At 54.5% G+C, this 12448-nt stretch carries 8 protein-coding genes; 3 read left to right on the plus strand and 5 right to left on the minus strand.

Annotated features, from left to right (window positions below; all coding sequences use genetic code 11):
* The first annotated feature begins 6 nt into the window (after window positions 1–6).
* Window positions 7–471 (plus strand): DUF188 domain-containing protein, encoded by a 465-nt coding sequence (locus YWK_RS0100780; RefSeq protein WP_026963277.1) that lies wholly within the window; start codon window positions 7–9, stop codon window positions 469–471.
* Window positions 472–662: 191 nt separating this feature from the next.
* On the opposite strand, the gene YWK_RS17650 is transcribed toward YWK_RS0100780, so the two are convergent.
* Together YWK_RS17650 and YWK_RS0100785 are read right to left on the minus strand one after the other, a co-directional pair.
* Window positions 663–1082 carry a hypothetical protein gene (locus YWK_RS17650; RefSeq protein WP_035465657.1) on the minus strand — a complete coding sequence of 140 codons (420 nt, stop codon included), beginning with the start codon at window positions 1080–1082 and terminating at the stop codon, window positions 663–665.
* A gap of 145 nt (window positions 1083–1227) precedes the next feature.
* Window positions 1228–2529, minus strand: coding sequence for a BaiN/RdsA family NAD(P)/FAD-dependent oxidoreductase (locus YWK_RS0100785; RefSeq protein WP_035465729.1), 1302 nt, complete (start codon window positions 2527–2529; stop codon window positions 1228–1230).
* Between the two features lie 263 nt (window positions 2530–2792).
* Between YWK_RS0100785 and YWK_RS0100790 the strand changes: the two genes are divergently transcribed.
* Window positions 2793–3962: an iron-containing alcohol dehydrogenase gene (locus tag YWK_RS0100790; protein ID WP_026963279.1), complete on the plus strand. Its 1170-nt coding sequence runs from the start codon at window positions 2793–2795 to the stop codon at window positions 3960–3962.
* A gap of 69 nt (window positions 3963–4031) precedes the next feature.
* On the opposite strand, the gene YWK_RS0100795 is transcribed toward YWK_RS0100790, so the two are convergent.
* The 3 genes from YWK_RS0100795 to acnA all read right to left on the minus strand — a co-directional run bounded on the left by YWK_RS0100795 (window position 4032) and on the right by acnA (window position 10897).
* Entirely contained in the window at window positions 4032–6146 is a 2115-nt protein-coding gene (locus tag YWK_RS0100795) for a peptidoglycan D,D-transpeptidase FtsI family protein (protein WP_026963280.1), read from the minus strand.
* 366 nt (window positions 6147–6512) lie between these two features.
* Entirely contained in the window at window positions 6513–8102 is a 1590-nt protein-coding gene (locus YWK_RS0100800; protein WP_156908989.1) for a M20/M25/M40 family metallo-hydrolase, read from the minus strand.
* Window positions 8103–8176: 74 nt separating this feature from the next.
* Window positions 8177–10897 carry an aconitate hydratase AcnA gene (gene acnA / locus YWK_RS0100805; RefSeq protein ID WP_026963282.1) on the minus strand — a complete coding sequence of 907 codons (2721 nt, stop codon included), beginning with the start codon at window positions 10895–10897 and terminating at the stop codon, window positions 8177–8179.
* A gap of 306 nt (window positions 10898–11203) precedes the next feature.
* Between acnA and YWK_RS0100810 the strand changes: the two genes are divergently transcribed.
* Window positions 11204–12442, plus strand: a complete 1239-nt coding sequence (locus tag YWK_RS0100810; protein ID WP_026963283.1) for an alanyl-tRNA editing protein — start codon at window positions 11204–11206, stop codon at window positions 12440–12442.
* Window positions 12443–12448 lie beyond the last annotated feature (6 nt).

A 12448-nucleotide genomic window follows, 5' to 3' on the forward strand; every position in this document is an offset into this window, starting at 1 on the left:
AATTGGATGTTGCTTGAGGTGTTTGTAGATGCCGACGCCATGCCCCGGGACGCCTTGCAGACCATCCTGAAGATGGCACCCGAACATGGCGCTCGGGTGGTGACCGTGAGTTCCATCGCACACGACGTTAGGTCGCAAGAACACATCACCGTGGATTCCTCGCCGCAGGCGACGGACATGAAGATCATCAGCCTCATCCAACGTCGGGGCAGCACACTGGTCATCACCCAGGACTACGGCTTGGCTGCACTTGCGCTCGGGAAAGGTGCAGCGGCTCTATCTCCGACAGGTTTAGAATTTACCGACCAGAACATCGACCGATTGTTATTGGAACGCGAGTTGAGTGCGAAACAACGACGAGCCACTGGCCGCAGCAAAGGTCCAAAGGCGCGGACGGAGGCGGATGGAGAAAGGTTCCGTGATGCGTTGCAGCGCATCCTGGAAAGGTTGTCGCCCGGAGCATCGAGGTAACCCACAACCATTTTCGGGCACACGCGTGTGATCCAGAACATCATCTGGGTGCAACATCTGACGAAATGACATCTACGCTAGTGATGGCCGTTTCGGGGTGTGTCAACTCCTGAATCAATAGGTTTTCGAGGCGTTCGATATACGTGGTTTCACATTGCTGTTCCAACAATGGCGTGTGAAGACATGTGCGCTCACCCTTTTTCTACCCATTGTCCATCGGGGGGATCCGGAAACGCTTTGTGTGAGCAATTGCACCACATGGAAGGATAACGATGCTCCGAAAAGCGCACTTTCCCGCAATGACTGCAGCGGTATCTGACCGCAGGTGTAACCTTCACCACCAGTCCCGTTTCCGATGGTGCCTGAGTTAAGGAACTTGGAGACCAGTGCACTGGCAGGGTCTCCACCTGCTGCTCGCGGGTAGGGAACTGAACGACGACTTTTTTCCCCTCCGCATTGAAAAAGGTTCGCTTTCCACCGTAGTGCTTCACGGCGTTGTGCCGGGAGGCAGCTTCCACATAGTGGACGAAAACGGTACCGGATGTGTCAGTGTTCGCATCCCCGCATGCAGTTCCTGTTAATCGGTACCATCGGAATGGGGTGGATGTCATGGTGGTCATCACCTGCTTCATTGCGTTTCGAAGAAATAGACGAAATCATGGGCGTGAACGTCACACGTTTTACTGTGAAATTTTTGTGATGAGCTTTGTGTAGAGTGTACGCCCCATCGTCGCAAGTCATGCCGCAGTTGCGCCTTTACGGTTGTTCAACTGGTTCCACGGAAGATACGGCAGCGTACTCCGCCGCGCTAGCCCCCGCCAAATGTCCGGTGGAAAACGCCACCGTGATATTGTAGCCGCCGGTGTGTGCGTGAACGTCCATCACTTCGCCGCAGAAAAACAGTCCTTTACACACTTTGGATGCCATCGTCCTTGGATCAATTTCTTTCACGGACACGCCTCCGCCGGTGACGGTGGCTTGAGCCAACGGTAGGGTACCGGTTATCGCCACGGGGAACCGCTTCGTCTGTTTCGCAACCTCCTCCAACTTGACATTCTGGATGTCTGTCATCGGGATATCTCTGGCGATGCCGAGCGTCTCGAGCACTACATGCGCCAGTCGCTCAGGGAGCAAATCTGACAAGACGTTACTGAGATGACGCTTCGGTTGTGCGGATTTGCGATGAAACAGTTCATCCACCAACTCCTGAAGACTGCGTTCGGGGTGCCCATCCACCTGAGCAAGTAACCGTATCCCAGGCCGCTTGCGATGTGTCGTGGATACATAGTGACTGCAGCGCAAAGCCACAGGGCCACTGAGCCCAAAGTGGGTGAACAACAGGTCTCCATGTTCGACGGTGAGCTTTTTCTTCCTATCATCAAGAAGGGTGACCGTTGTGTTGCGGACGGACAACCCTTGCAGTGCGCGTTTGCGGATGAACCATTCGTCGCTGGTCAGTGGGACTTCCGTGGGATACGGCGGCACAATGGTGTGTCCCACAGCTCGCGCCCAAGGATACGCGTCACCGGTGCTTCCCGTCTTGGGAACGCTGCAACCGCCAGTGGCTATCACAACGGCTTTCGCTGCGACCAACGCGTGGCGATGGGTGGACACGCCTGCAATGCGGCCGTTGTCTGTCACCAGGCCTGTCACGGGGCAGTTCTCCCAAATCTCCACTCCCACATCGTACACTTTGTTGACCAGCGCCTGTACCACGGTGGCCGCTTTATCAGTGACCGGAAAGACGCGGCCTCTGTCCTCTTCTTTCAGCCTGATGCCTAATCCTTCGAAAAATGCCCAGACATCTTCGTTGGAAAAACGGTGCAAGGCAGAGTGTAGGAAGCGGCCGTTACCCGGAATGTTTTGTATCAATTCTGGCAACGGCTTTGCATTCGTGACGTTGCAGCGGCCGCCGCCAGAAATACCAAGTTTTCGTCCAAGTTTGTTTCCCTTTTCAATCAGCAGGGTGGAGGCGCCGGATGTTTGAGCCGCGATGCTTGCCATCAACCCCGCTGGACCTCCACCTACCACAATCACGTCAAATGCTGGCGTTACCATGTGCTCATTCCTCATTTCGTGCTGTACCATCCACAGTGTACCCTGCGGTGGGCTGAAATGCCACGTCTGAGGATGCACGGAGAGGAGGCGCGGATGGTCCCCTGCGATTTCAACATCGACGCCCATTTCGGTACAATATAGGAGCACCATGTGTTGCCACTGGGCAGGTTTCATCAGCGATTTGCAAAACGTGAGCAACATCTCGTCGTGCTGCACCACGCTCGTGTCATTTTGCAAATCGGTTACATAGGAGGGGTTTCGGAATGAATCCATTTAAGTTTTATAACCCGACCACACTGTACTATGGAAAGGGACAAATCGAAGCGCACCTGGCCGAGGAAGTGACAAAGTATGGAAAGAAAGTGCTGTTGGTCTACGGCGGGGGCAGCATCAAGCGGTTTGGACTCTACGACAAGGTGGTCGGCATTTTGCAGAACGCCGGCGTCGAGATTTTCGAATTGCCTGGTGTTGAGCCGAATCCACGGTTGACGACCGTGTACAAGGGGATTGATATCTGCCGCAAAGAAGGCGTCGACCTGGTCCTGGCGGTCGGTGGCGGATCCGTACTCGACTGCTCGAAAGCGATTGCCATGGGCGTCAAGTTTGACGGCGATGTATGGGATGTGTATCAACGCAAAGTACAGGCCCATGACGCATTACCGCTCGGCACCATCCTCACGCTTGCCGCAACAGGGTCTGAGATGAACGCAGGTGGCGTCATTACCAATTGGGAGACCAAAGAGAAACTGGGTGGCGGAGCCGCTCCGTATACGTTCCCGAAGTTTTCGTTTTGCGATCCAGAGAATACCTTCACAGTCCCGCGCGACCAGACCGTGTACGGGATTTGCGATATGCTCATGCACAGCTTTGAGCACTACTTCCACCCAACGCCCAATACGCCGTTGCAGCAACATCTCATTGAAGCGGTCATCACGACAATTATTGAAAATGCACATGCAGTGCTCGAAAACCCGACCGACTACGACGCACGCGAGACCATCATGTACTGTAGCACGATGGCCTTGAACGGGATGATCAGCATGGGCTTGGAGGGCGACTGGGCGAGCCATAAGATTGAACACGAAATCAGTGCGATTTACGATATTCCGCACGGGGGTGGATTGGCCATCATCTGTCCGAACTGGATGGAGTACGTGATGGATACGAATCCAGAGCGCTTCGCCAACCTCGCCGTACGCGTCTTCAAGGTCAATCCAGAAGGAAAGTCGCAGGAAGAGTTGGCTCGGCTGGCGATTGACAAAGTGCGCGAGTTCTTCAAGTCCATCGGCGCTCCGACGCGACTGGCTGACTACAACATCGGGGACGAGCATTTGGAACGCATGGCCGAACAGGCGGTTCGCTTTGAGCCGATTGGTCACTTTAAGAAACTCGGCAAGGAGGACGTATTGGCGATTCTCCGGAAGTGCTTGTAGTTCCAAGCGTCATCTCGGTGAACCGTATGATAAAGCCTACGCGGGGATCACACCCCGCGTAGGCTTGTTTTACTGCGTATTTTCGGGCTGCTTGTAGGCAGGTGAATCAAACCAACTGGATGGAATGCTCGAGTTGATCCACTGGTTTTGCGGGAAGAACTCGTGATGTTCTTTGAAGTAGTCGTCCATCATCTGACGAGCGATGGGCACCGCAGTGACGGCACCGTAGCCGGCACCAGGCACCATGACTGCCACCGCCACCTGCGGGTTGTCGTACGGGGCATAACCGATAAACACGGAGTTGTTGACTTTATGACCATTCATACTGATTTCCGCCGTACCCGTTTTCCCGGCCGCTTTGTAAGGCGCATTGCCGAATACAGGGTACGCTGTCCCGTCCGATTCGTTGCACGCGTCGTACATCCCTTGTTGCACAATGCTCAGGTAGGTTGGGTTTAAGTTCAACTGCTGTAGCACTTTCGTCTGATAGGTCTGTATCGGCTTGGCGTTTGTGCCTTGTAAAGTTTGCTCCATTCCCGGTGGATAGACGGCTTTCAACAGGTGAAGTTGAAGTTTCTTGCCGTTATTCGCAATCGTGGAAACGTACTCCGCCAATTGAATGGGCGTAAATTGCTGAGACTGACCGAATGCCATGAATGCCAAGTCAGCCGGTGAACCGTAATTCGGAAACGATCCTGTCGTTTGCAGACTCTTTTCTACCTTTGGCACATCGATTGGCACGGTCTGTCCGTTGTTCTCCATGTAGAAACGCCCGGCCACTTCCCCTAATAGGTCTATGCCTGTCTTCACACCGAGTCCGAATCGCATCTCACCTTGAATCAAGGTCATCAGACCTTTGATGAAGTAGGTGTTACGCCACGTCTGTAAGTTTCCGCCGTCCGGGTAACCACCACTTGTCGGGGAGCTGCCGAACCAGTGCCCTAGATTCAGCCCGAGGGTGTAGAAGAACCTGTCGTCAGAAACTGCGATGGCGCGCGTGTCACTCACGGGTCCGTACGACGCGTCCTCGGGCATTCTAAATGTACCGATGTATTGGTAGTTCGGAGAGTCGTCGAAGATGGTGTCCGGCGTCACGACACCGTGCTCTAAACCTGTCAACAAGTTGGCCGGCTTTACCGTCGAACCAGGATAGAGCGGGCTTTGAATCACGTTGTTGAGTTGTGCACCTGAGCTTTTCAAATACTGCGCGTGTTTCAAGAAGTCGCCGTTGATGAACCAGTTGGGGTCGTAGTACGGGTAGCTCACCATGGCCAGTACTCCGCCGGTTTTGAGATCAATCATTACGGCTGCACCGTCGGTAATTTGGGTATTGTTTTGGCTTTCGTACGACTGAATTGCGTTCAATACGGCGTTTTGCGCATCTGCTTGCAAGGTGCCATCCAGCGTCAACTGAATGTTGTCGCCAGCAACCGGCGGTGGATCATACCCCAGGTTTTCCGTGGTGTCGTTGAGCAAGTTCACTTGCTGCGCTTGGTAACCAACTTTTCCTTGTAAGTACTGTTCATAAACGCGCTCAATGCCCGTTTCACCGACTTGTTGGATGCGAAGGTAGTGTTTCTGGTTTAAAAAGTAGTTTTGGTCATTTGACAAAATCGGTCCGACGTAGCCCAGGACTTGTGCAGCGAGATCGCCATAGGGGTAGACGCGCTGACCGTTCATTTGCACGCTAATTCCAGGAAGGTCGCTATGATGTTCGCCGATGAACGAAAGCTGTGCCTCCGTCACTTTGTCGTTGGCAAACAACCGCACGGTGGCGTCTTGTGGCAACGCACTCATCTGGTTCACGACGTCTTGTGGCGTCGTATGAAATACCGGTGCCAAAATGTCTGCCATCTTTTGAATCATTTGCGGGCTGTCGTTGACGTGCTTGATACGAGTCAGGTAAACGTTGTACGTCGGTTGGTTGTACGCAATCAAATTTCCGTTGGTGTCGTAGATTCGACCGCGTGCAGGCAAGGTGGGGACCAATTGCATGGAGTAATTCATGGCTTGTGCACGCATGTTGGCACCTTGTGAAATTTGCAAGTATCCTAGTCGCAAGATCAGCGACGAAAACGACAGGAACACCAACCCGTACAGGACGTTCACACGAAATACTTGGGACCGTTTTCCACGCTGGGTTGGTTCCTCCTTGAACTTAGACTTTCTTCGCAGGCGTTTCATGTCTGCTCAACCTCTCCCCGGTGTATTCTCTTGACTCTATCACCGTTTACGAGTCCCCATGAGCGCTCGACACCTCGGGCATTGACTATCATACATGGTGTGAGGCAATGTAGACACACGTCGAAGCCCCAATACCTGGTGCACAGTACGAGGCGGGACGATGGTCAAAAATTTCCTGTTATCTGTAAGGGTTTCTAGTTAATTTCACATTATCAACACGTGCCTACATTTTCAACACGTTGTTCCACTTGATGAGATTCTAGAATATGGATAAAATTTTTCAGCTAGCGTACTAACAATTCACAGTAAACACAAACGGTGTACTCGACAGATCGGGTACACCGTTTGTTGCAACACTCCACAGGATCAGTCAACCGTTTTGACCAGATTCCACAGCAGCGACGGCAGGTGTCTGAATGTATACGTCATTTCCACGGACTCGTCGGGGCGGTGGGCCCCAACTCCGTATGTGCCTATCATCAGCGTCGGGGCCGTCCGCCGAGGTCCGGGCGTCGCGGTCACTTGGCAAGGATAATTGGAAACGAACGTGGCGTCCTCCCAGTCCGGTGACGCAGTGAGGAAACTGAGGTCAGAGATGTACGGAAAATAGGTGTGCAATTTAAATTTCTCACCCGTCTTTGCCGAAAATGCGTGCAACGTCTCAGTCAACAACTTTGCTACGGTTACGCCACTGTCAACTTTCGGGATAAGTCCTGCTGCAAAGTACACCACAACACACGGGCCCTTCACACCAATCTTCTCTAAGAGGGTCTCGGTCATGAGGCGGGATCGTTCTTGGACATCGGTACTGAGCGTCAAAGAATCATGGTAGGATTTCATATCATCTCGAACCTGGTCATTGGCAAGGTTCCAAAGGTCCTCATAGGTGTAAACAGGGATGTCACTTGGGGAATAGGCGGGATATCGGGTCTGAAATTCCTGGATGGCCCTGCGCACGGTTCTTACGAATAATGTAAGTTGTTCACTGGGCGTTCTCTCCATATGAAAGAGATTGTAATACGCTGATGCGGAGAGCGCCGTCTGGACATCGTAGTTCGATTTGCCATCGCGTTGAAATAGGCACGTTGGGGCAGGGCATCGCTCCGCGGCAGATGTGTCTCGCAGAGCATCGTTGTACACCACGTGTCCTGTGATGTTGGCCAGGAGTACGTTTGGATCCAGTCCGTTTTCTGGCTCGGCCGCGTGGCTTGGTACACCGCGTACGTACACCCCGAGGAGAAGTTTCCCTATGCTGCCGAGGTATATGTGTTTCGCGCCACCATCCCCGAGCAAGGGAGAAGTGTAGTCCGTGTTGATGGCCATCTTGAGTTCTATGCCTTCGGCCTCGAGGTATTCATCTAACCACCCAGAGAGGGTTTTGACACCCAGAGAGCTCACTTCCTCGTCAGGTGTGGCAGAGAAAAATACGTGTTGTTCACACTCTGAATCGGCCAGTGCCTCAAACGTTGTGAGTGCTGCAGCCACACCGGATTTCATATCCACCGATCCACGTCCAAATAGCCAGGAACCCGTCTTGGCGCGTTCGGCTGCTTCCGGTCCCAGTACGCCCTGACTTACGGCTTGGGTGAGTTCTAGTGGGCGGCACGCGAGAGATTCCAATGCGCCGTAATCCGAGGTACCCACCGTGTCGGTGTGCCCGAAAAGCAGAACGCCGGATGGTTTCTTGCCCACGAGGTGTGCAATCAGGGTCGGGCGAAAGAGGGGATCATCCTTCGAGGGGATCATGAAAAGGCGCATGCGGCCCGACTGATACGCCTTGTGACGCGTCAGCCGGTGGTGTAGGTACTCCACAATGGTGGTTTCACCAGACGAGCCAGTGACGGACGGAATGGCGACGAGGTCAATGGTCAGGTCGCGGGTCGGTGCAAAGAAATCGCTGGGTTTCATGAGTGCGTCAGCTCCAATCATCAGTCGCTTGTCCCTATAGTACACCATACTGGTGGCTTCACGACTCAAATCAAAAAGGTGTACCAGACGTATCTGGTACACCTTTTGTTTATGCGGACAGTTTACTTCACTTCCTCGGCAACGAAGTTGCGGAGCACCGTTTGCAGAATACCGCCGTTGCGGTAGTACTCGATTTCAATGTTGCTGTCCAGACGGAGCGTTACCGTGAAGGAGAACTTGCTGCCGTCTTCACGTGTCGCCTCGACCAGGAGGTCTTGGCGTGGCTTCAGCTCACCTTGCAAACCGTGGATATCAAATGTTTCACGTCCGGTGATACCCAGCGATTGCGCGCTTTCGCCGTTCTTGAACTGGAGCGGCAGAACGCCCATACCGACCAGGTTGCTGCGGTGGATGCGTTCAAAGCTTTCTGCGATAACCGCCTTCACGCCGAGGAGCCTGGTGCCCTTTGCAGCCCAGTCGCGGGAAGAACCGGTGCCGTACTCTTTGCCAGCGATGACCACGAGGGGCACGCCGTTTTCCTGATACTTCATGGATGCGTCGTAAATCGGCATGACTTCGTCGGTCGGTAGGTACTTCGTCACGCCGCCTTCGGTACCCGGAGCCACTTTGTTGCGAATGCGGATGTTCGCGAACGTACCACGCATCATCACTTCGTGGTTCCCGCGGCGAGAACCGTAGGAGTTGAAGTCCACCGGGCTGACGCCATGCTCGGTCAGGTACTTGCCAGCCGGGCTGTTTGCCGCAATGGAGCCTGCAGGCGAAATGTGGTCCGTCGTGACGGAGTCACCGAGCAGAGCCAACACTTTCGCGCCCTCGATGTCGCCCGACTCCGGCAGTTCAGCGGACAGGCCCACGAAGAACGGCGGCTCTTGAATGTACGTGGACGTTTTATCCCAGTCGTACAGGTCGCCTTCTGGCGTCGTCAGCGCGTTCCAACGTTCGTTGCTCGTGAAGACGCCTGCGTACCGTTGCTTGAACAAGTCTGCGGTCAGTACGTCGGAAATGACGTCCTGTACTTCCTTCGATGTCGGCCAGATATCCTTCAGGTACACCGGCTGCCCGTTCTTGTCGGTACCCAGTGGCTCGTTGAGAAGGTCGATGTCGACCGTGCCGGCCAGCGCGTACGCAATGACGAGCGGCGGTGATGCCAGGTAGTTGGCACGTACCAGCGAGTGAATGCGGCCTTCGAAGTTGCGGTTACCGGAAAGCACGGCGGATACCAAAAGGTCGTTCTCTTTGATGGCGTTGCCGACTTCATCCGGCAGCGGGCCGGAGTTACCAATACAAGTGGTGCAACCGTAACCAACGATGTCAAATCCGATTTGAGAGAGTGGCTCGAGCAATCCTGCGCGTTCCAGGTAGTCCGTTACCACTTTGGAGCCAGGCGCAAGGCTCGTCTTGACGTAGTTCGGCGGTGTCAAACCGCGTTCGACAGCCTTCTTCGCCACCAATCCAGCCCCAATCAAGACGGACGGGTTGGACGTGTTGGTGCAGCTGGTGATGGCCGCAATGACAACCGCCCCTGGCTTCATGACGTCTTCCTTGCCATTTCGCTTGACGGTCACAGCCTTGTTAACTTGCTCGTCAGAGAGGCCGAAGCCACCCTTGTCCAGCGGCTTTTGCAACGCGTCTTCGAAGTTTGCCTTCATGCTCTTCAGTTCAATCTTGTCCTGCGGGCGTTTCGGACCAGCCAGGGTCGGAGTCACTGTGGACAGATCCAGTTCAATGGTGTCGGTGAATACCGGGTCTGGCGTATCGTCCGTACGGAACAAGCCATTCGCCTTGGTGTACGCTTCGACCAGTTGCACGAGCGCTTCGTCGCGGCCAGTGTTGCGCAGGTAGTTGAGCGTTTCCGCATCGACTGGGAAGAAGCCCATGGTTGCACCGTACTCAGGTGCCATGTTGGCTACGGTCGCGCGGTCAGCCAAGCTGATATTGCTCAGCCCGGAGCCGTAGAACTCGACAAACTTGCCGACGACACCCTTCTTGCGGAGCATGTTCGTGACGGTCAGCGCCAAGTCGGTCGCCGTTGCCCCTTCCGGCAGTTGACCGGTGAGCTTGAAGCCGATGACTTCCGGCATCAACTGGTAGAGCGGTTGACCGAGCATGCACGCTTCCGCTTCGATGCCTCCAACGCCCCAGCCGAGCACGCCGATACCGTTGATCATCGTTGTATGTGAGTCGGTTCCGACGAGGCTGTCCGGGAACACAACGGTTTCGCCGTCCACTTCTCGTTGTGCAACAACGGTGGCGAGGTATTCCAAATTCACCTGGTGGACAATACCGGTGCCGGGCGGAACCACGCGGAAGTTGTTAAACGCTTTTTGTGCCCAGCGGAGGAATTTGTAGCGTTCTTCGTTGCGTTCAAATTCCTTATTGATATTGAATTCCAGCGCTTCGCGAGATGCGAACGCATCGACCTGAACCGAGTGGTCAATAACGAGATCCACAGGGATCAGCGGGTTGATGCGCTTCGGATTGCCACCAGCGCGGTGCATTGCAGCGCGCATCGCAGCCAAGTCGACCACCGCGGGAACGCCGGTGAAGTCTTGCAACAAGATACGTGCAGGTTTGAACGGAACTTCAGACGCTTGCGGGGATGCAGCGTTCCAGTTTGCGAGTTCGCGAATGTGGTGTTCGAGGATAGCGCGGTCGTCAAACTGACGTACGACGGCCTCGAGCAGGATTTTGATGGAGAACGGCAGCTTGGAGACAGGGCCGATGCCTTTGTCTTCAAGCGCGGCCAGGTTGTAGTAGGTGTACGTTTTGTCACCCACAGTCAACGTGCCGCGGACGCCAAACGGGTCACGTTTGTCTGTCATGTGTGATTCCCTCCACTCTCTGTGTTTCAATGATGCCTGTGTTCATTTTCGCAAATCATTCCGCGGTCTGTCGAACCAGGATCAGATTTGCCGATAGAAGAATCCTGTTTTCCGATGCCCCTGACGAGGTCCGGAGCAGGGTTTGGGGAGCGCGCAGACGAATACTGATACCCAATGCGCTTCCCATGGTGAGTAGAATGAGTTCAGTCAATTGTCACTCTACTACCGATGCAGTACATATTGCAAGCTGTGCAGGTGGGAATACCAGGCTTTTCAAGTGGATTTCAGACGAGGGGAGAACCGGGTTTGGGCATAGGAGAAGAACGCCTGTACTATGCGAATAGTTACTTGTGGGAGTTCCAGGGGACAGTGGTGGACGTGCGACGAGATGGTGAAAAATGGCATGTTCGATTGGATGCTTCCGCATTCTATCCCACATCAGGCGGTCAGCCACACGACACGGGAACGCTCAATGACGTCCCTGTGATAGACGTATTTACTGAAGATGGCGCCGTGTTTCATACCGTCACCAAGCCGTTGTCCGTGGGCGAACACGTGGTTGGCCACATTGACGGAAAGCGGCGGCTTGACTTCATGCAGCAGCACTGCGGCCAACACATTCTCTCTCGCTGTTTTGAAGATTTGATGGATGTCGATACGGTCGGCTTTCATATCGGCGGTGAGTGGGTGACCATTGATCTCGACGTACAGAGTCTCTCTTGGTCTGACGTTGAACGCGTGGAGTGGCGAGCGAACGAAGTCGTTTGGGAGAACCGCCCGGTATATGCAAGGTTCGTAAATCCAGAGGAACTCGCTCATTTCTCCCTGCGTCATCCGCCAAAAGTGACAGAGGACATTCGCATTGTCAGCATCGACGGATTTGACGACAACGCGTGCGGTGGCACGCATCCGTCTGCGACGGGCGCTGTCGGTGCCATCAAAGTGGTGAAGGCGGAAAGTATGAAGGGAAAGGTGCGACTTTCTTTCGTCTGCGGTGCGCGCGCACTGGCTGACTTTCAGAGAAAAACGTCGGTTCTGCGCGAAGTCGGCCAAGCATTGTCCACAGGCGTGGATGAGTTGGTGCTCACCGTGCAGAAACTGCAGGCAAACGCGGTGAGCGCGCAAAAACAAGTTGAGGAGGCCAAAGAGGCACTCGCTGAGGCGACGGCTCGCGAGCTCAGTGCCCACGCTACTGTGCTTGACAACGGTACCCACGTCGTGTTGCACGCGCTGGACGGAAACCTGGATTTTGCTGACTTGAAGCGGTTGGGTGCAAAGGTCCGCGAGGCTTTTGTGGAACAAGTGCCCGCCTGTATTGGAGTGGTTGGGGTAGCGGGTGAGCGGCTGATGGTTCAGTTACTGTCTAGTGCCCCCTCTGTGCATGCGAACGAGTGGTTTGCAGCGTCTGTGGTTCCGCTCGGGGGAAAAGGCGGCGGTAATCGGCAGGCAGCGCAAGGATCCGTTCCCTTGTCCACTGAGGTGACCGTGCAAGATGTGTTGCAACGTCTACATTCTACTTTGACCAAGGAAAACCCCGGTCTGTAGCACCGG

It is taken from the genome of Alicyclobacillus pomorum DSM 14955 (genome assembly GCF_000472905.1).
GTDB classification, from domain to species: domain Bacteria; phylum Bacillota; class Bacilli; order Alicyclobacillales; family Alicyclobacillaceae; genus Alicyclobacillus_A; species Alicyclobacillus_A pomorum.

Bases quoted from the DNA above. Each gene is read 5' to 3' on its own strand.
- acnA (WP_026963282.1), bottom strand. From the start codon at position 10,897: ATGACAGACAAACGTGACCCGTTTGGCGTCCGCGGCACGTTGACTGTG.
- YWK_RS0100800 (WP_156908989.1), bottom strand. From the start codon at position 8,102: ATGGTGTACTATAGGGACAAGCGACTGATGATTGGAGCTGACGCACTC.
- YWK_RS0100790 (WP_026963279.1), top strand. From the start codon at position 2,793: ATGAATCCATTTAAGTTTTATAACCCGACCACACTGTACTATGGAAAG.
- YWK_RS0100795 (WP_026963280.1), bottom strand. From the start codon at position 6,146: ATGAAACGCCTGCGAAGAAAGTCTAAGTTCAAGGAGGAACCAACCCAG.
- YWK_RS17650 (WP_035465657.1), bottom strand. From the start codon at position 1,082: ATGACATCCACCCCATTCCGATGGTACCGATTAACAGGAACTGCATGC.
- YWK_RS0100785 (WP_035465729.1), bottom strand. From the start codon at position 2,529: ATGGTAACGCCAGCATTTGACGTGATTGTGGTAGGTGGAGGTCCAGCG.
- YWK_RS0100780 (WP_026963277.1), top strand. From the start codon at position 7: ATGTTGCTTGAGGTGTTTGTAGATGCCGACGCCATGCCCCGGGACGCC.